Genomic DNA, 19,644 nt, shown 5'->3' with positions numbered 1-19,644 from the left:
TACCCCCATGCCCAAGCCAGGCCCATAATGGCGCCTTTGCCAGCTCCCCAAGGCAAGCGCCCCGTGACCATCGGTGACCCGAGAAATCTCAGCGACCTGTTCCATTTCGCCAAGGTGGTGGAAGCCGGCGGCTTTGCCGCTGCGGGCCGTTTGCTAGGCATTCCCAAATCCCGCCTGTCGCGCCGCATCGCCGAACTGGAAGAGCGCCTGAATGCGCGGCTGCTGCAGCGCACCACCCGCAAACTGCAGCTCACCGCCTTGGGCGAGCGCTACCTGCGCCATTGCCAGGCGATGCTGCTGGAGGCCGAGCAGGCCGAGGAAGTGGTGGCCAGCGTCACCAGCGAGCCGCGTGGGCCGTTGCGGGTCAGCAGCCCGGTGGGGCTGGCCAACCCGTTTCTCTCCCGCTGGTGCGTGACTTTCTGCTGCGCTACCCGCAGGTGCAACTGGACCTGCTGCTGGTCAACCGCCGTGTCGACCTGATCAACGAAGGCATCGACGTGGCGCTGCGCGTACGCGAAGCCGACGACGAGGAGCCCAACCTGGTCACCCGCCGCTTGCGCGAGGCGCGCACCGAGGTGGTCGCCTCGCCGGCCTTCGCTGCCGCGCACCCGGTGCTGCACCCCCGAGAGCTCGCCGGCCTGCCGTTTCTCGGTGCCCCGGACGCTGACCGCCTGAGCCGCGTGCGCCTGCGCAATGACGAAGGCGAGCGTTTCGAGCTGGCCATGCCGGCGCGGCTGGGGGTGGAGGACTTCGACATGCGCCGCGACGCCGCCCTGGCCAGGCTGGGCTTTACCGTGCTGCCGATGATGCAGTGCGAAGCCGAGCTTGCCCGTGGCGAGCTGGTGCGCCTGCTGCCGGGCTGGCATTGCCCCCGGCCTGGCTACAAGCGGTTTATCCGCACCGGCGTGGCGTGCTTCCGGCCGTTCGCGCCTGGCTCGATCACTTGCAGCATGCCTTCGACCAATGCGGAGACCGCCCGCTATGAACGCAGACGAAATTGCCAGCTATTGCCTGAGCCTGCCCGGTGCCCGGGAAGACTACAAATGGGGTGGCGTGAGGGTGTTTTCGGTGGCCGGCAACAAGATGTTTGCCGTCAGCGGGCTGGCGCAGAGCGGCGACCTGGCGTTCAAGGTCGATACCGACCTGTTCCTCGGCTATTGCGACCGCCCGGGCTTTCGCCCGGCGCCGTACCTGGCGCGAGCCAAATGGATAAGCCTGGAGGCTCCCGCCCAAGTGAGCGAACAGGAATTGCGCGCTCTGCTGGAGCGCTCGCACCAGTTGGTGGTAGCGCGGCTGCCCAAGCGGGTGCGGGCGGGGTTGCTGCTTGGCTAACCGGGCTGCAAGCCGGCAAGGTAACGATCCGCCCAGCCCTGCACATCGAGGCTGGCGAAACTGCCCAGTGCCGCCTCGAGCAACGGCCCGTGCGCCAGCTCCTTGCGCACCACCAGCCCGATGTCGCGCTCCAGCACCGGTTGCAGCACCCGGGCATACAGCGGCTCTTCCAGCACCTGCAAGCACAGCACGCTGTGCGGCACGATGCTGTAGAACGCCGAATGCCGGACATGCGCGACCAACGCGGTGAGCGAATCGGTCTCCACCTGTGGCGCCAGGCCGATGCCCAGCGCCTGGCATTGCGTGTCGATGCCGGCGCGGCATTGCATGTTCGGCGTCAGCAGGCACAGCGGCAAATGTGCAGCTGCCGCCCAGGTGCTTTGCGGCACGGCCTCAAGCTGCACTCGACGGCTGGCCATCAACACATAACGCTCGCGAAACAGCGGCATCACCTCGAACTTGCCATCGGCCAGGCGCGGGTCGTCCATGTAGGTCAGGCCCACGTCCAGCTGGTAGTCGGCAAGGCCGCGCAAGATGTCTTCCGATGCTTGCGTATAAAGGGTGTGCCGAACCCTTGGCCAGGCTTGCAGGCAGCGTTGGGTGAGCAGCGGCGCCAGCGCCAGGGCCGACGGAACCACCCCCATGCGCAGCGTGCCCTCCAGGCCCTGATCGGCCGAGCGCGCCTGTTGGCGCAACTGATTGCAGCCATCGAGCACCCGCCGCGCCCAGGTCAGCACCCGCTCCCCGTCTGCGGTAAAACCCTGAAAACGCCGCGCGCCACGCTGCACGATCACAATGCCGAGTTCTTCTTCGATGCTGCGGATAGCGCCGGAGAGCGCCGGCTGGGACACATGGCAAGCCTGGGCCGCACGGCCGAAGTGCTGCTCCTCGGCCAAGGCCACCAGGTATTGAAGTTGGCGAATGAACATCCCTGCTCCTCTTGATGTGCGGCTAATCTCCCCCAAAACGCCCCCATATGAAAGCGCTCCTGAGCTACACGCCCCAACTTGCAGCTTGCAGCCAGGGGCTTGAAGCTTATACCGAATTATTAGTTAGCAAGCTTTGCAACTAGCTAAGCCGCTATAACATCACCTCTGTCGATATTCATCTTCGAACCATTCGATTCGTCGATACCCCGCCCGCGCCGCAGAATCCGCCTCAATTCATTAACCAAAGATTAAGGCGGGTTTCACATGGACCAGTCACTCAAACCCCTGCGCGTTCCGTTGGCAGCCCTGGCGCTGGTCACCATGGCAGCTTGCGGCAAGGCCCCCGAACAGGCTGCACAGGCCCCGGCGGCAACGCCGGTGAGCGTGGCCAAGGTGATCGAACAGCCGGTCAACGAGTGGGACGAATTCACTGGCCGCCTGGAGGCGCCGGAAACCGTGCGCATCCGCCCCCGCGTTTCCGGGCAGGTCGACCGCGTGGCCTTCACCGAAGGCGCGTTGGTGCGCAAGGGTGATGTGCTGTTCCAGATCGACCCGCGCCCGTTCCAGGCTGAGGTCGACCGCCTGCAAGCCCAGGTGCAGGAAGCCAAGGCCAACGCTGCCAATGCCGAGAACGAAGCCCAGCGCGGCGAGCGCCTGCGCGGGGCCAATGCCATTTCTGCCGAGGTCGCCGACTCACGAAACACTGCGGCCCAGGCCGCCCGCGCGCAGGTTCAATCGACCCAGGCACAACTGGACCTGGCCCGCCTGAACCTGAGCTTCACCAAAGTCACCGCGCCGATCACCGGCCGCGTGGGCCGTGCCGAGATCACTGCCGGCAACCTGGTCAGCGCCGACACCAGCGACCTCACCAGCATCGTTTCCACCGACAAGGTGTACGCCTACTTCGACGCCGACGAGCGCGCCTTCCTCAAGTACAACCAGCTCGCCCGCCAAGGCCAGCGCGGCGCGACAACGCCGGTTTACCTGGGCCTGTCGAGCGAGGACGGCAACCCGCACCTGGGCCAGATGGACTTCGTCGACAACCAGGTCAACCCACAGACCGGCACCATCCGTGGCCGCGCGGTGTTCGACAACCGCAACGGCGAGTACACCCCCGGCCTTTACGCGCGGCTGAAACTGGTCGGCAGCGGCACCTACGAGGCGGTGCTGATCAAGGACGAGGCTGTGGGCACGGATCTTGGCAACAAGTTCGTGCTGGTGATGGGCAAGGACAACACCCTGGCCTACCGCGCCGTGGAACTGGGGCCCAAGCTCGAAGGCCTGCGCATCGTGCGCAAGGGCCTGGAAAAGGACGAGCGCATCGTCGTCAACGGCCTGCAGCGCGTGCGCCCTGGCGCCACCGTCGCCCCGGAGGATGTACCGATGGCCAGCAACCAGACCCTTGCCGCCCTCGCCCAGCAGCGCGCCGCACTCGAAGCCGCCAATCGCCAGAGCGCCCCGGCGCCCAAGCTCGCCACTGCCGCCCCGCGCGGTTAAAGGAAGCCAGCCATGAGCTTTTCCCAATTCTTCATCCGGCGGCCGATCTTTGCCGCTGTGCTGTCGCTGCTGATCCTGATCGGCGGCGCCATCTCGCTGTTCCAGCTGCCGATCAGTGAATACCCCGAAGTGGTGCCGCCCACCGTAGTGGTGCGCGCCAACTTCCCCGGTGCCAACCCCAAGGTGATCGGCGAAACCGTCGCCTCGCCGCTGGAGCAGGCGATTACCGGGGTCGAGAACATGCTGTACATGTCCAGCCAGGCGACCGCCGATGGCAAGCTGACGCTGACCATCACTTTCGCTCTGGGCACTGACCTGGACAACGCTCAGGTGCAGGTGCAGAACCGTGTGACCCGCACCGAGCCCAAGCTGCCCGAGGAAGTGACGCGCCTGGGCATCACCGTGGACAAGGCCTCACCGGACCTGACCATGGTGGTGCACCTGACCTCGCCGGATAACCGCTACAACATGCTCTACCTCTCCAACTATGCCGTGCTCAACGTCAAGGACGAGCTGGCCAAGTTGAGCGGTGTGGGCGACGTGCAGCTGTTCGGCATGGGCGACTATTCGCTGCGTGTGTGGCTCGACCCGAACAAGGTCGCCTCCCGTGGCCTGACCGCGACCGACGTGGTCAACGCCATTCGTGAGCAGAACCGCCAGGTCGCCGCTGGCCAACTGGGCGCCCCGCCCGCGCCGAACGCCACCAGCTTCCAGATGGCGATCAACACTCAGGGCCGGCTGGTCAACGAAGAAGAGTTCGAAAACATCATCATCCGCGCCGGCGAAGACGGCCAGATCACCCGCCTGCGTGACATCGCCCGGGTGGAGCTGGGCTCAAGCCAATACGCGCTGCGCTCGCTGCTCAACAACCAGCCGGCCGTCGCCCTGCCGATCTTCCAGCGCCCCGGCTCCAACGCCATCGAGATTTCCAACCAAGTGCGCGCCAAGATGGCCGAGCTGAAGAAGGCCTTCCCCGAAGGCATGGACTACAGCATCGTCTATGACCCGACCATCTTCGTGCGCGGCTCGATCGAGGCGGTGGTGCACACCCTGTTCGAAGCGCTGATTCTCGTGGTGCTGGTGGTGGTGCTGTTCCTGCAGACCTGGCGTGCATCGATCATCCCGCTGGCTGCAGTGCCGGTGTCGCTGATCGGCACCTTTGCGGTGATGCACCTGTTCGGCTTCTCCCTCAACGCCTTGAGCCTGTTCGGGCTGGTGCTGGCGATCGGCATCGTGGTGGACGACGCCATCGTGGTGGTGGAGAACGTGGAGCGCAACATCGAGCTGGGCCTGGAGCCGGTGGCGGCGACCCAGCGGGCGATGAAGGAAGTGACCGGGCCGATCATCGCCACGGCGCTGGTGCTGTGCGCAGTGTTCGTGCCGGCGGCGTTCATTTCCGGGCTCACCGGGCAGTTCTACAAGCAGTTCGCGCTGACGATCGCGATCTCCACGGTGATCTCGGCATTCAACTCGCTGACCTTGTCGCCGGCCCTGGCTGCCGTGCTGCTGCGTGGCCATGACGCACCCAAGGACCGTTTCTCGCGCTTGCTCGAGAAGCTGTTCGGCGGCTGGCTGTTCCGCCCGTTCAACCGCATGTTCGAGCGTGCCAGCCATGGCTATGTGGCGACGGTGCGCAAGGTGCTGCGCGGCAGTGGCATCGCTGTGCTGGTGTATGGCGGCCTGATCGGGCTCTCTACCTGGGTTTTGCCAACACCCCTACCGGCTTTGTGCCAACCCAGGACAAGCAATACCTGGTGGCCTTCGCCCAGTTGCCCGACGCCGCCAGCCTTGACCGCACCGAGGACGTGATCAAGCGCATGTCCGACATCGCGCTCAAAGAGCCGGGTGTGGAAAGCGCGGTGGCCTTCCCGGGCCTGTCGATCAACGGTTTCACCAACAGCCCGAACAACGGCATCGTGTTCGTGACCCTCAAGCCGTTCGACGAGCGCAAGGGCGACAACCTCTCCGCTGGCGCCATCGCCGGTGCCCTGAACGGCAAGTTCGGTGCGATCCAGGACGCCTACATGGCGATCTTCCCGCCGCCGCCGGTCATGGGCCTGGGCACCATCGGCGGCTTCCGCCTGCAGATCGAAGACCGCGGCAACCTGGGCTACGACGCGCTGTTCAAGGAAACCCAGAACATCATCACCAAAAGCCGCAGCGTGCCGGAGCTGGCCGGGCTGTTCACCAGCTACACGGTGAACGTGCCGCAGGTGGACGCCAACATCGACCGTGACAAGGCCAAGACCCTCGGCGTGCCGATCAGCGACATCTTCGACACCTTGCAGGTGTACCTGGGCTCGCTCTACGCCAACGACTTCAACCGCTTTGGCCGCACCTACCAGGTCAATGTGCAGGCTGAGCAGCGTTATCGCCTGGAGCCTGAGCAGATCGGCCAGCTCAAGGTACGCAACAACCGTGGCGAGATGATCCCGCTGGCAACCCTGCTCAAAGTGACCGATACCGCCGGGCCTGACCGGGTGATGCATTACAACGGCTTCGTCACCGCAGAAATCAACGGTGCCCCGGCCCCCGGCTACAGCACCGGGCAAGCCCAGGCTGCCGTGCAGAAATTGCTGGCCCAGGAACTGCCCAACGGCATGACCTACGAGTGGACCGAGCTGACCTACCAGCAAATCCTCTCCGGCAACACCGCGCTGTTCGTGTTCCCGCTCTGCGTGTTGCTGGCCTTCCTGGTGCTGGCGGCGCAGTACGAAAGCTGGAGCCTGCCGCTGGCGGTGATCCTGATCGTACCGATGACCCTGCTCTCGGCCATCACCGGGGTGATGCTCTCGGGCAGCGATAACAACATCTTCACCCAGATCGGCCTGATCGTACTGGTAGGCCTGGCGTGCAAGAACGCGATCCTGATCGTGGAGTTCGCCAAGGACAAACAGGAAGAAGGCCTGAGCGTGACCGATGCGGTGCTGGAAGCCTGCCGCCTGCGGCTGCGGCCGATCCTGATGACCAGCTTCGCCTTCATCATGGGCGTGGTGCCGCTGGTGCTGTCGTCGGGCGCCGGCGCCGAGATGCGCCATGCCATGGGCGTGGCGGTGTTCTCCGGGATGCTCGGAGTGACCTTCTTCGGCCTGTTGCTCACGCCTGTGTTCTTCTTCCTGATCCGCCGTTCGGTCGAGCGCCGGCAAGCGCGCAAGGCCGCTGAACCGAACACCGAGGTGCATGCATGAACCTGATCAAACCCTTTGCACCCTCCCTGCTCGCGCTGGCCCTGGCGGCCTGCGCGGTGGGCCCGGACTACCACGCCCCGGCCACTGAGCCTGCACACCTGAGCGCTGCGAGCACGGCGGCGGCCTATGACGCTTCGCGGTTTCAGAGCCAGTGGTGGCAGCAGTTCGATGACCCAGCGTTGAACCAGCTGGTGAGCCAGGCGCTGGACGGCAACCGCGACCTTCGGGTGGCCTTCGCCCGCTACAAGGCTGCGCGAGCGATCCGTGACGACCGTGCCAATGACGAGCTGCCGGTGGTCACCGGCCGCGCCAGCAGCAACCTGGGCCGCGCGCAGAACCCCGGTTTCACCGACCAGCGCACCAATATCGAGCGTTACGACGCCGGGCTGGACATGGCCTGGGAGCTGGACCTGTTCGGCCGTATCCGCCGCGAGCTGGAGGCGGCCGATGCGCAGGAAGACGCCGCCATGGCCGACCTTCAGGAGTTGAAGGTGAGCATGATCGCCGAGCTGGTCGACGCCTATGGCCAGCTGCGCGGGGCGCAACTGCGCGAGAAGATCGCGGCGCAGAACCTGGATACCCAGCAGAGCACCCGCAAGATCACTTTGGCCCTGCGTGACAATGGCGTGGGCAACGAGCTGGACGTGGTGCGCGCCGACGCGCGCCTGGCCGGTGTCGAGGCAAGCATTCCGCAGCTGCAGGCCGAACAGGTGCGTGCACGTAACCGCATCGCCACCTTGCTCGGCCAGCGCCCCGAGCAGTTGACCGTTGACCTGTCACCCAAGGCGCTGCCGGCCATCGCCAAGGCCCTGCCGATCGGCGACCCGGGCGAGCTGTTGCGCCGCCGGCCAGACGTGCGCGCGGCCGAACGGCGGCTGGCGGCGGCCACCGCCAACGTGGGCGTGCAGACCGCTGACCTGTTCCCGCGGGTGAGCCTGAACGGTTTTCTGGGCTTCACTTCGGGCCGCGGCTCGCAGATCGGCTCCAGCGCTGCGCAAGCCTGGACGCTCACTCCGACCATCACCTGGGCGGCATTCGATCTGGGCAGCGTGCGCGCACGGATTCGCGGCGCCAAGGCCGACAGCGAAGGCGCGCTGGCCAGCTATGAGCAACAGGTGCTGGAAGCGCTGGAAGAGTCCGAGGATGCCTTCAGTGATTACGGAAAGCGCCAGCAACGCTTGCTGGCGTTGATTCGCCAGAGCGAGGCGAGCCGCAAGGCCGCCGACCTTGCGCAGGTCCGTTATCGCGAAGGCAGCGTGGATTACCTGGTGCTGCTCGATGCCCAGCGTGAACAGCTCGCCGCCGAAGATGCCCAGGCCAGCGCCGAGGAGGATCTCTACCACGGCATCGTGGCGATCTACAAAGCGTTAGGTGGCGGTTGGCAGGTGACGGACGGTAGTGCTGCGGTGGCACAACGCTGAAAAATACAGGGCCTGCGCTGAGGCAGGCCCGTTGCTTTTGCGGCAGTTGCAAGTGGGCTCAGTACCACAGCCCTCCGAGATAGCGGTGCCCGGCTGCGGTCAGTTGCAGGTAGCGCTGAGGCTCGCCGGCGCTGTCGGCGGTTTGCTCAAGTGTGAGGAAACCCGCGAGTATCAAGGCCTGGACGGTACGCCCGGGCCGTGAACGAACCCAGAGGCGTTTGGAGGCGACTTCACTCAGCAGGCAACGGTGTTCGGTTCGGTAGTCGATCATGATGCACCCCGTGATGTTGTTTTTATTGTCACCGGCAGTGTAGGCCAGCTGATGCCGGCCTGCCAAGGGCGAGGTGTCTAGACCAATGGCTAGGCTCTGTACCGAAATCATTCCCAGCTCGTCCATGCTGCGTTGAAAACAGGCTCGGAATGCTCATTTACAACCAGTAAACTCCGCTTCCTCGCCTGTTTTCGCCTTGCCTGGCCTTCGCTGGAATACATTTCATACAGAGCCTAGGGGTCAGCTTTCGAGCAACTGGCGAATCCGCTCGCTCAGCGCCTGCAACGAGAACGGCTTGCTCATGCTGTACATCCCCTCCCCCAGCGGCCCCTCGGCGGTCAGTGCCTGCTCGGCGTAGCCGGTGATGAACAACACCTTGAGCTGTGGCCGTACCAGCCGAGCGCGGGCAACCATTTGCGGGCCGCTGAGGCCACCGGGCATGCCGACGTCGGTGATCAGCAGGTCCACCGGCAGGTTGGATTCCAGGATGCGCAGGCCCGAGGCACCATCGCAGGCTTCGAGCGCCACATAGCCGGATTGGTCGAGCACTTCACTCACCAGGCCACGAATGCTGGCCTCGTCGTCGACCACCAGCACCGTCTGCCCCTGGCCGCGATGCTCCATCGGCGCCGCAGCCGGTACTTCGGGGGCATGGGCCTGCCCGGCATCGCGCGGCAGGTAAAGCCAGACGGCGGTGCCTTCTCCTGCACGGGACTCGATCCGCACCTGCCCGCCGGACTGGCGAATGAAGCCGTAGATCATCGACAGCCCCAGGCCAGTCCCCATGCCGAGGGGTTTTGTAGTGAAGAACGGCTCGAATGCCCGGCTTGCGACCTCGGGCGGCATGCCTCGGCCGCTGTCTCGGACGCACAGGGCCACGTAGTCGGTGCCATCAGTGGCCCCAGGCTCGTCGGGCGGAGAGGCATGACAGGTTTCGATCCATAACTTTCCACCCTCCGGCATCGCGTCTGGGCGTTGATGCACAAATTGAGCAAGGCATTTTCGAGCTGGTGGACATCGACGCGCGCGGCCCATAGCGGTTTGTGCAAGCCAAGGCTGATATCTACCGCCGGCCCCATGGTGCGGCGGATCAGCTCATCCATCCCGGCCACCAGCGTATTGAGGTCGGTGGGCCGCGGGTCGAGGGTTTGCCGCCGGGCAAAGGCCAGCAGCCGGTGAGTGAGTGCAGCGGCACGGCGCGCGGCCCCTTGGGCGGTGTCCATGTAGCGCTCGATACCCTGCAGGCGGCCCTGGCCGATGCGCGCCTGGAGCATCTCAAGGCTCCCGGAGATGCCCGTCAGCAGGTTGTTGAAGTCGTGCGCGATGCCACCGGTCAGTTGCCCCACCGCTTCCATCTTCTGCGATTGGCGAAGCTGCTCTTCCGAACGCACCAGCTCGGCAGTGCGCTCCCGAACGGCTTGTTCCAACGTGGCGTTGAGCGCCTTCAACTGCTGCTCGGCGAAGCAGCGCTGCAAGGCGCCGTGGGTACGCAGCGCGACTTCGCGCACGAACCCTACCTGTTCCTCGATCCAGGCCCGCGGCTCGCGCGTGGCCAGGTACATCACCGCAACCAGTTGCTGGCGCTCTATCACCGGGTAGCTGATGAAGGCTCCGATGCCGTCTTCGACCAGACGCGGGGCGTCGGTGATGCGCGAATCGTTGGCCACATCGTCGATGACCACCACTTTGCCTGTCAGCAGAGTACTGAGGAAATCTCCGAATTCCCGGGGCCTGTGCTGGCCTGCCAGGCTGCGCAAATCCTCTGAATGCCAGTCGCGGCTGACGTTGAGCACCTGCTCGGCCGGCTGGTACAGGCAATAGCCCGCCCGGTGCAGCCCAAGCCACTGCGCAAGCGTGCCCGCCGCCTCGAACGCCATGGCCTCAGGGTCGGCCAGCTCCGCCAGGCGATCGCTCAGGCGCAGCGCCTGTTCGGAGAGAAACTTCGCGGTGATGTCGGTGAACAGGACCGCCACCAGTTGCTCGGCAGGGCCGGGGCCACCCACGCGCGCGGCGCTGACCTCAAACCAGCGGCACAGCGCGTGCGCATGATCGACAAAGCGCTGCGACTCGCCCGTGCGGGCGATCTGCCCATAGACGTCGAACCAGTGCTGCTCATGGTTGGGCACCAGTTCGCGCATCCATTGGCCTGTAGCGTCAACCAGGCCTGTATGGCGCTCGAAGGCGGCGTTGGTTTCGATGAACCGATAATCTTCGGCTCGACCGTCTTCGGCAAAGCGCATCTGGATCAGGCAGAAGCCCGAGTCCATCTGCGCGAACAAACTGCGGTAATGCGCCTGCGTCACCTCCAGTGCATCCTTGGCACTGGCCAGCTCCGCCTCAAGGCGGCGGTTTTCCGCCTGCAAGGGGAAGGTATCTGAAAGGCTCATCAAGCACCGCTCCTGGGCTCTTGTTGGATGTAATCGTTGAGAGTCGAAAACTGTGGGGGAGTTCTTTGCTCAGCCGCCGGGTGCGACTTCATCACCCGCGCGCGGCTGTTGGACAGGTGCACACGCATCGCGGCGCGGGCAGCGTCGTAGTCCTGCCGGGCAATGGCGTTGTAGACGTGCTCGTGTTCGCGCACCAGGCGGTCGTGAGTCTGCTGGCGGTCGAGCCGGGCGATGGCAGCGCTGTTGAGCCGCGCGCGCGGGAACATGCTGGTGCCGAAATGCGTGGCGATCTCGATGAAATAGCGGTTGTTGGTGGCCTGGGCGATACGCAGGTGGAACTGGAAATCCGACACCAGCGAGCCGCCGGTGTCGCTCGCGCCCTCGAAACGCCGCAAGGCATCGCCGAGATTCACCAGCTGCACATCCGTGCGCCGCAGCGCTGCAAGGCCCGCGGCTTCTACTTCGAAGCTCATGCGCACATCCAGAATCGCCGCAACGTCCTGCAAGGTCACGATCGACGAAGGCTCGAGCCGTGCCACCGCGCTGCCGGGGGTGTTGAGTACGAAGGTGCCGATCCCGCGGCGGGTTTCTACCAGCCCTGCCACTTGCAGCCGTGACAACGCATCACGCACCACCGAGCGGCTCACCCCGCCGACTTCCATCAGTTCCACTTCGCTGGGAAGCTTGTCGCCGGGCTGCAGCAGGCCGCGTTCGATCTGCCGGGACATCTCGTCGACCAGGCTCTGGGCCAGGCTGCGGGGGCGGCGGCGGGCTAGGCCTGGGCTGTCGATGGGCAAGTGCGCGGCTCGCTGGGAAAGGTGGGCGCCATGATATAGCAAGGCTAGGCGCTTGTACGATCAGTGCGCTCATAACGGAATTTTGACCAACGGTTGACCATAGCGTGACGGTGACCGCTCTAGCCTGCGCGCGTCTACAGCCTTAGCCATGGCCTTGCATGAATATCCTGATCGTCGAAGACAACCGCGACATCCACGACAACATCGTCGATTTCTTCAAGCTCAAAGGCCATCAGGTCGAAGGCGCGCTGGATGGCCTGACGGGCCTGCACCTGGCGGCCTCCAAGCCGTTCGACGGGATCATTCTCGATGTGATGCTGCCCGGCGTGGACGGCTATCACATCTGCCGCAGCCTGCGTGAACACGCACGCTCCACCACGGCGATCATCATGCTGACCGCCCGTGACGAACTGCATGACCGGCTGACCGGCTTCGACGCCGGCGCCGACGACTACGTGGTCAAGCCTTTTGCCCTGGCCGAGGTGCTGGCGCGCCTGGAGGCGATCGTGGCGCGCCGCCGTGGCAGCAACCCGCAGGTATTGCAGGTGGGCGACCTGCGCTACGACCTGGACACACTGGAGGTGACCCGCGCCGGCGAGCCGGTGCGGTTGACGCCCACAGGCCTGCGCCTGCTGGAGGTATTGATGCGCAAAAGCCCGGCGGTGGTGCGCAAGCGGGATCTGGAGGAGGCAGTGTGGGGCCGCGATGTGCCGGGCAGTGACATCCTCAAGAGCAACATTCACATGCTGCGCCGGGAGCTGGACAAGCCGTTCGACGGCGCGCTGCTGCACACCATTCATGGGCTGGGCTACAAGCTGATGGTGCTCTGACCAGGTTTTCACAACGGGCCAACGAACCCCACACCCAGGCCGATGCAGGCTATGCGCTATCCCGCCATATCTCGCGGGCACAGCCTCCTCGAGCCCTGAACCATGAACAACCTGCCCCGTATAACCCTGGCCTTCTGGGTCATGAAAATCTGCGCGACCACGCTGGGCGAAACCGCCGGCGACCTGCTGTCGATGACCCTCAACCTGGGGTACGCCGCCAGCTCGATCATTCTATTGAGCACCTTCATCGTTACCCTCACCGGCCAATTGGCCAGCCGCCGCTATCACCCTGCGCTGTACTGGCTGGTGATCCTGGCCACCAGCACCGCCGGCACCACGCTCTCCGACTTCATGGACCGCAGCCTCGGGCTGGGCTATGCCACCGGCTCAGCCGTATTGATCAGCCTGCTGGGCACTGTGCTGGTGCTCTGGTACCTGGCCGAAGGGTCGCTGGCAGTCGACCGCGTGCGTACCTTTCAGGGCCAGCTGTTCTACTGGCTGGCGATTCTGGTGTCCAACACCCTGGGCACTGCCTTGGGGGACTTCCTGGCTGACGATTCGGGGTTGGGGTTCGCAGGTGGCGCGGCGTTGATCGCCGGCTTGCTGAGCGTGATCGTGGGCCTGCACTACCGCACTCGCTTGAGCCCGGTGTTGCTGTTCTGGGCAGCGTTCGCGCTGACCCGGCCGTTCGGTGCCACCTTGGGCGACGTGCTGACCAAGCCGTTGGAGAAGGGAGGATTGGGATTCGGTACGGTGGGCAGCTCAGCGGTGCTGGCTGTGGTGCTGGTGGTGGGTGTGGCCCTGGCGTGGCGGCATCAGCGCAAGCCGCGGCCACAGGCGGTGCGGGTTGCTGGGCGGGTTTGAAGCCGGTAGTGGGGTGTCGCGCGGCGAGCCGCCCTCCCACTTCATGATCTTGCACTGATTTTGAAAAGTGGGAGGGCGGCTCGCCGCGCGACGATCAAGTAAAGCCCCCGACCAGCCGCTCAACCTCGAACGGCTCGATGGGGGCGCAGCCCAAGCCTCAGGCGGCGGGCATCACTGCCGGGCTCAGGGCCAGGTCGGCCAGCTCCCGGTTGGCGACCGCATACATCGCGTAGTCCGTGCCACTGGCGGCGCGGATGTCGTCGAGCATGGCGCGCCAGCGCTCCACGTGCAGGCGGTGCTGGTCGAGCCACAATGCCACGCGTTCGTCGGTCTGCTCCGGTGCGTCGGGCATCTGCAAAGCGGCGATGGTGATCGCGCGCTGTTGCAGGTCCAGGTCGTCACGGAACGCCTCGCGGGCCAGCGCCTGCCAGTTGGTTTTCACCGGCAGGCCGCTGATCTGCGAGAGGTACCAGTTCAGGTCCAGCGCGCTGCCCATGGCAAAGTACGCCTTGGCAACCTGCGCCGCTTCCTGGCCGGTGACGTCCGAGGCTTCGATGATCGGCAGCAACGTGTACAGGTGGCTGGTGCCCGCTACCATGCGCGCCAGCAGCTCCGGCACGCCGGCCTCCACGTACGCGGTGTAACGGCTCTCCCACAGCTCGCGGGTCGGGCCTTCGAGCAGCTCGTTGAGCTTGAGCCCGAGTGCCGCCAGGTGCGGGCCGAAGTGAGCCACGTCACGTGCCGGGTTCTGATCGGTACGGCGGTTGCGCAGGAACCAGCGGGTGGCGCGGCGGCCCAGGCGCATCAGCTCTTCCATCAGCTTGAGCTGCACCTCGGCAGGCACCTGGTAGTCCAGCGCCTCGATCTGGCGGAACCAGTGAGGCAGGTGGAAAATGTCGCGCACCACCACGTAAGCACCAGCCACATCGGCGGCCGTCATGCCGGTCGACTCCTTGAGCCGCTGCACGAAGGTGATGCCCATGTTGTTGACCAGGTCGTTGGCGATCTGGGTGCTGACGATCTCGCGTTTCAGGCGATGCCGGCGCATGGCTTCGCGGTAAGGCGTGGCCAGGCTCGGCGGGAACGCGGTTTCCATGTCGCGGGCCAGGTAGTCGTCGTCAGGCACCGCTGAGGTCAGCAGGCTTTCCTTGAGGTCGATCTTGGCGTAGGAGATCAGCACGCACAGCTCGGCGCGGGTCAGGCCCTGGCCGGCCGCCAGGCGCTCGGTGAGCGCTTCTTCGCTGGGCAGGAACTCGATGGCGCGGTCCAGCTTGCCACGGCCTTCGAGGTCGAGCATCAACCGGCGGTACTCGGCCAGGCCCTCGTGGGCACGGCGCACCGCCAGGGAGAGTGCCTGGGTCTGCTTGTAGTTGTTGCCCAGCACCAGGTTGGCGACTTCGTCGGTCATGCTGCCGAGCAACTGGTTGCGCTGCTTCTCGGTCATGTCGCCTGCAGCGACCGCCTCGTTGAGCAGGATCTTGATGTTCACTTCGTGGTCGGAGCAGTCTACGCCGCCGGCGTTGTCGATGAAGTCGGTGTTGGTGGCGCCGCCATTGAGGCCGAACTCCACACGGCCCAGCTGGGTCATGCCCAGGTTGCCGCCCTCACCCACTACCTTGCAGCGCAGCTCGTCGCCGTTTACACGCAGCGCGTCGTTGGCCTTGTCGCCGACATCGGCGTGGCTTTCTTCACTGGCTTTCACGTAGGTGCCGATGCCGCCGTTCCAGAGCAGGTCGACCGGCGCCTTGAGCAGCGCATTGAGCAGCTCGGTGGGCGTCAGGCGATCGGCCTGGATGTCGAAACGGGCCTTCATCGCCGGGCTGATGGCGATGCTCTTGGCGCTGCGCAGGAAGATCCCGCCGCCTTCGGAGATCAGGCGGCTGTCGTAGTCGGACCAGGCCGAGCGCGGCAGGTTGAACAGGCGCTGGCGCTCGGCGAAGCTGGCGGCCGGTTCCGGGTTGGGGTCGATGAAGATGTGCAGGTGGTTGAAGGCAGCCACCAGTTGCAGCTTCTCGGACATCAACAGGCCGTTGCCGAACACATCGCCGGCCATGTCGCCGACGCCGACCACGCTGATGCTGTCTTTTTGAACGTCGATGCCGCGCTCACGGAAGTGCCGCTGCACGCCCACCCAGGCGCCACGGGCGGTGATGCCCATGCCTTTGTGGTCGTAGCCGGCCGAGCCGCCGGAGGCGAAGGCATCGCCCAGCCAGAAACCGTATTCGATGGCGATGCCGTTGGCGATGTCGGAGAAGGTCGCAGTGCCCTTGTCGGCCGCTACCACCAGGTAGGGGTCATCGGCGTCGTGGCGCACCACGTTGGCCGGCGGCACCACTTCGCCTTCCTTGAGGTTGTCGGTGATGTCGAGCAGCCCGCTGATGAAGGTGCGGTAGCAGGCGATGGCTTCGGCCTGCACCTCGTCGCGGCTGCCGCCCAGCGGCAGGCGGCGCGGTACGAAGCCGCCCTTGGCGCCCACCGGCACGATCACCGAGTTCTTCACCTGCTGCGCCTTGACCAGGCCCAGCACCTCGGTGCGGAAGTCTTCCTCGCGGTCCGACCAGCGCAGCCCGCCACGGGCAACGTTGCCGAAGCGCAGGTGCACCCCCTCTACGCGCGGCGAGTAGACGAAGATCTCGAACTTGGGCACCGGCTTGGGCAGCTCGGGGATGGCGCGCGGGTTGAACTTGAAGCTGAAGTAGCTCTTGTTCTGGCCGCTGGCGTCGGCCTGATAGAAGTTGGTGCGCTGGGTGGCCTTGATCAGGTCGAGGTAGCGGCGCAGGATCCGGTCTTCGTTGAGCACCTGCACGTCGTCGAGCGCTGTGAGGATCGCCTGCTCCAGGCGCTGTTGCTTGTCTTCCAGGTCATCGGCCGAAAGCTTGCGCGCCAGGTAGAAGCGCGTCTTGAACAGGCGCGTCAGCTCGCGGGCGATGTCGGTGTGGTTGTTCAAGGCTGCGGCGATGTAGCCCAGGTCGAAGCCCAGGCGGATCTGCTTGAGGTAGCGGGCATAGGCGCGCAGCAGCGCGACGTCGCGCCATGGCAGGCCGGCGGTGAGCACCAGGCGGTTGAAGGCGTCGTTTTCGGCGTCGCCGCGCACGATGTGCACGAAGGCGTCCTGCAGGATGTCGTTGAGCTGTTGCAGGTCGAGCTCGCGGCTGTCGGCGCAGGTGAAGGCGAAATCGTGAATCCAGTATTCGCGGCCGTTCTTGTGGTGCAGCCGGTACGGGAATTCACCGAGCACGCGCAGGCCGAGGTTTTCCAGGATCGGCAGCACGTCGGAGAGCGCCAATGGCGCATCGGCGTGGTACAGCTTGCAATGCAGCAGATGCTGGCCGGTCTGTGCCAGCGGCTGGTAGAAGCTCATCACCAGCGGGCGCTGCTCGCTCAGCGAGAGCAGGTGCTGCAGGTCGACGACCGCCGAATGCGGGGCGAAGCGCTCGCGGTAGCCGGCGGGGAAGCCTTTGGGGAAGTCGGCCAGCAGGTGGGTGCCCTGCGCTTCGCCGAAGTTCTCCACGGCCAGGGCCTGGTAGTCGTCCTGCCAGGAACGGCAGGCCTGCACCACTTCGCGCTCCAGTTGCGCCGGGTCGATCTCCAGGCGCACTTGCGGGTCTACCCGCAGGATCAACTGCACGCGCGCCAGCACGGATTCCGAGAAGAAGGTCCAGAACTCGCAGTCGCTGGCTTTGAGGCGCTCCATCAGCACCTGCTGGATCTTCTGCCGCACCTCGGTGGAGTACACCTCGCGCGGCACATACGCCAGGCAGTAGCAGAAGCGGCCGTAAGGGTCTTTGCGCAGGAACACGCGGATCTTGTTGCGCTCCTGGATCTGCACGATGGCCATGACGGTAGTGAACAGCTCGTCCACCGGGGTCTGGAACAGGTCGTCGCGTGGCAGCACTTCCAGCGCCTGGGCCAGCTCCTTGCCCAAGTGGGCCTTGGCGTCGAAGCCGGAGCGGCGTTCGATTTCGGCGACCTTGCTACGGATGTACGGGATCTCGTGCACGCTCTGGGCGTACACCGAGGAGGTGTACAGGCCCATGAAGCGGCATTCGCGCACTACCTTGCCCTGCTCGTCGAGCTGGCGGATGGACACGTAGTCGGGGTACGCCGGGCGATGCACGCGGCTGGGCGCGGCGGCCTTGGCGAACGACAGCAGGGTCGGCTCCTGCAGGTAGGCGACCGCGTAGTCTTCGATGCGCAAGTCGTCGGCCGAGAGGCCTGCGCGCAGCAGGCGGGTCAGGCCGAGGAAGGCGCTTTCGTCATAGACCAGCTGCCCGCCCTGCTCGCCTGCGTTCACCACGAACTCCTCGTAGCCGAGGAAGGTGAAGTGGTTGTCGAGCAGCCATTGCAGGTACTCCTTGACCTCGGTGCGCTCCTGCTCGGAGACGCGGGCGAACGGCGTGGCATCGACCAGCGCCATCAGCTCGTGGGCCTTGGCCTTCATCGGCTCGAAGTCATCGACCGCAGCGCGGACTTCGCCGAGCACGCTCAGCAGTTCGCTGACCAGCGCGCTCATCTGCGCGGCGGTGGCGCAGCGGTCGATTTCCAGATACATCAGCGATTCGTGCGCGATGCCTTCGCCGGCTTCTCCCTTGGGCAGCACTTCGAGCAATTCGCCCGCATCGTTGCGGCGGGTGGAGAGCACTGTGGTCTGCAGGGTATGGATGCTGTAGCCACGGCGGTTGAGTTCGGTGCGCACCGAATCGACCAGGAACGGCAGGTCGCTGTGCAGCACTTCCACCACGCTGTGGGTGGATTGCCAGCCGTGGCGCTCGTAATCGGGGTTGTAGACCCGCACTTGCGGATCGGCCGCGTCGAAACGCTGCAGCAGGCGCCACGCCGAGAGCGTGCAGCCGGCCAGGTCCGACAGGCGGCGCTGGGTGAGTTCGTCGAGGGGGATGATGCCGAAGAACTGTTCGGCGAACAGGGCCAGTTGTGGCAAGGCCGTGTCGCCGACGTGCTGCGCCAGGACCGCTCTCAGTTGATGCTGGAAGTCGGCTTTGCTGGCCGCGGTGAAGAACGCCATCGATGAATTACTCCGCCAGGGGTTTGTTTTTTTGATGGATGCTTCTGGATAGGTTCCCGCCGGCTGGCGATTTATTTGGCCAGGCGGGCGCGAAACGAGTGCCTGCGCGGGCCTTTTACAACGGGCAGTGGCCACACGAAAGCGCCCCAGCTTAACGAGCCGGACGCGACAAGGTCTTGCACTGGGGCGACATATTCGGTCATCGCCCGGTTGTACGATTTCCCTGTCAATCAATCCCCGACCGATGGCACTGAAGTACCAGCTCGACGCGACCTCAAGCCCTTCGCTGGCCTGCCGATACACCCTGTGTCATCCTTCGCACCCTTCCGTTCCGGTACGCCCTTTCATGCCTGTGCCTTGCCTGCTGCGCCGCCTCTGCCTCGCCTGCTCATTGAGCCTGTGCGCGGCTGTGGCCGACGCCGGCCCGCTGCACGTGGTGACCGAGGAGCTGCCGCCTTACAACATGACAGAGAACGGCCAGGTCACGGGCCTGTGTACCGAGATCGTGCAGGCCACGCTCAAGGAAGCAGGGCTTGAGGGGTACTTCGAGATGCTGCCCTGGGCCCGGGCCTACGACCTGGCCCAGCACGTCGACAACGTGCTGATCTACTCCATGTCGCGCACGCCCGAGCGCGAGCGCATGTTCCAGTGGGTGGGCAACCTGGTTTCGGTGCAGTGGTATCTGTACGCCCATGCCGACCGCCCGGTGACGCTGCGCAACCTGGCCGAGGCGCGCGCGCATCAGGTGGCCACGGTGAACCAGGACTCGGGTGAACAGTTTCTCCAGGCCAATGGCTTTGTGGTCGGGCAGAACCTGCAATCCAGCGCACGCTACTCTCTGGATTACGAAAAGCTCAAGCGCGGGCACGTCGACCTGTGGATCTCCGACCAGCTCAACGCCTACTCCATCGTGCGCCAGGCCGGCGACGACCCGCAGCAGGTGCTGATGCCGGCGCTGGAGATTCCGGACCTGGGCCAGGACGCCTTCAGCCTCGCGGCCAGCCCCGGCACGCCGGCGCAGACGGTCGAGAAATTGCGCCAGGCGCTGGAGCGCCTGCACCAGAACGGCACCTACGACGCCATTGTGAAAAAGTGGTTCTGAACC

The 19,644-nt window shown here is 65.3% G+C and carries 11 protein-coding genes and 3 pseudogenes; 8 read left to right on the top strand and 6 right to left on the bottom strand.

The window, feature by feature from the left end; genetic code table 11:
• Positions 1-27 precede the first annotated feature (27 nt).
• Together LN139_RS08000 and LN139_RS07995 are read left to right on the top strand one after the other, a co-directional pair.
• Positions 28-985: pseudogene (locus LN139_RS08000) on the top strand (LysR substrate-binding domain-containing protein).
• Positions 982-1,332 carry an MmcQ/YjbR family DNA-binding protein gene (locus LN139_RS07995; protein ID WP_236359446.1) on the top strand — a complete coding sequence of 117 codons (351 nt, stop codon included), beginning with the start codon at positions 982-984 and terminating at the stop codon, positions 1,330-1,332. Before LN139_RS08000 ends, LN139_RS07995 begins: the two are co-directional and overlap by 4 nt.
• Here LN139_RS07995 and LN139_RS07990 read toward each other — a convergent pair.
• Positions 1,329-2,261 carry a LysR family transcriptional regulator gene (locus LN139_RS07990; protein ID WP_236359445.1) on the bottom strand — a complete coding sequence of 311 codons (933 nt, stop codon included), beginning with the start codon at positions 2,259-2,261 and terminating at the stop codon, positions 1,329-1,331. The genes LN139_RS07995 and LN139_RS07990 overlap by 4 nt on opposite strands.
• Before the next feature lie 264 nt (positions 2,262-2,525).
• Here LN139_RS07990 and mexE point away from each other — a divergent pair, with 264 nt between their 5' ends.
• From mexE to LN139_RS07975, 3 genes and pseudogenes are all read left to right on the top strand, one after another.
• Complete coding sequence (gene mexE / locus LN139_RS07985; RefSeq protein ID WP_236359444.1) at positions 2,526-3,758, top strand: multidrug efflux RND transporter periplasmic adaptor subunit MexE; 1,233 nt, start codon at positions 2,526-2,528, stop codon at positions 3,756-3,758.
• Between the two features lie 12 nt (positions 3,759-3,770).
• Positions 3,771-6,946 (top strand): annotated as a pseudogene (locus LN139_RS07980) (efflux RND transporter permease subunit).
• A complete protein-coding gene (locus tag LN139_RS07975; protein ID WP_236359443.1) occupies positions 6,943-8,367 on the top strand; it encodes an efflux transporter outer membrane subunit in 1,425 nt (474 codons plus the stop codon). Before LN139_RS07980 ends, LN139_RS07975 begins: the two are co-directional and overlap by 4 nt.
• A gap of 58 nt (positions 8,368-8,425) precedes the next feature.
• On the opposite strand, the gene LN139_RS07970 is transcribed toward LN139_RS07975, so the two are convergent.
• The 4 genes and pseudogenes from LN139_RS07970 to LN139_RS07955 all read right to left on the bottom strand — a co-directional run bounded on the left by LN139_RS07970 (position 8,426) and on the right by LN139_RS07955 (position 11,822).
• Positions 8,426-8,638 (bottom strand): hypothetical protein, encoded by a 213-nt coding sequence (locus tag LN139_RS07970; protein ID WP_236359442.1) that lies wholly within the window; start codon positions 8,636-8,638, stop codon positions 8,426-8,428.
• Positions 8,639-8,878: 240 nt separating this feature from the next.
• Complete coding sequence (locus LN139_RS07965) at positions 8,879-9,601, bottom strand: response regulator (protein WP_236359441.1); 723 nt, start codon at positions 9,599-9,601, stop codon at positions 8,879-8,881.
• Between the two features lie 197 nt (positions 9,602-9,798).
• Positions 9,799-10,515: pseudogene (locus LN139_RS25515) on the bottom strand (GAF domain-containing protein); the annotation flags it as partial.
• A gap of 509 nt (positions 10,516-11,024) precedes the next feature.
• Positions 11,025-11,822, bottom strand: coding sequence for a FadR/GntR family transcriptional regulator (locus LN139_RS07955; RefSeq protein ID WP_236359440.1), 798 nt, complete (start codon positions 11,820-11,822; stop codon positions 11,025-11,027).
• Between the two features lie 158 nt (positions 11,823-11,980).
• Here LN139_RS07955 and LN139_RS07950 point away from each other — a divergent pair, with 158 nt between their 5' ends.
• Both LN139_RS07950 and LN139_RS07945 read left to right on the top strand, forming a co-directional pair.
• Entirely contained in the window at positions 11,981-12,652 is a 672-nt protein-coding gene (locus LN139_RS07950) for a response regulator transcription factor (protein WP_236359439.1), read from the top strand.
• Between the two features lie 102 nt (positions 12,653-12,754).
• Positions 12,755-13,516: a COG4705 family protein gene (locus LN139_RS07945; RefSeq protein ID WP_236359438.1), complete on the top strand. Its 762-nt coding sequence runs from the start codon at positions 12,755-12,757 to the stop codon at positions 13,514-13,516.
• A 157-nt stretch (positions 13,517-13,673) separates the two neighbouring features.
• Here LN139_RS07945 and LN139_RS07940 read toward each other — a convergent pair whose 3' ends face one another.
• A complete protein-coding gene (locus LN139_RS07940) occupies positions 13,674-18,539 on the bottom strand; it encodes an NAD-glutamate dehydrogenase (protein ID WP_236359437.1) in 4,866 nt (1,621 codons plus the stop codon).
• A 346-nt stretch (positions 18,540-18,885) separates the two neighbouring features.
• Between LN139_RS07940 and LN139_RS07935 the strand changes: the two genes are divergently transcribed.
• Positions 18,886-19,641 (top strand): substrate-binding periplasmic protein, encoded by a 756-nt coding sequence (locus tag LN139_RS07935; RefSeq protein ID WP_236359436.1) that lies wholly within the window; start codon positions 18,886-18,888, stop codon positions 19,639-19,641.
• Positions 19,642-19,644: the final 3 nt, after the last annotated feature.

The organism is Pseudomonas sp. KNUC1026 (assembly GCF_021650705.1).
In the GTDB taxonomy this organism is placed as follows: domain Bacteria; phylum Pseudomonadota; class Gammaproteobacteria; order Pseudomonadales; family Pseudomonadaceae; genus Aquipseudomonas.
The sequence above is the reverse complement of the archived record's forward strand: the minus strand, read 5'-3'. Positions and strand labels throughout refer to the sequence as shown.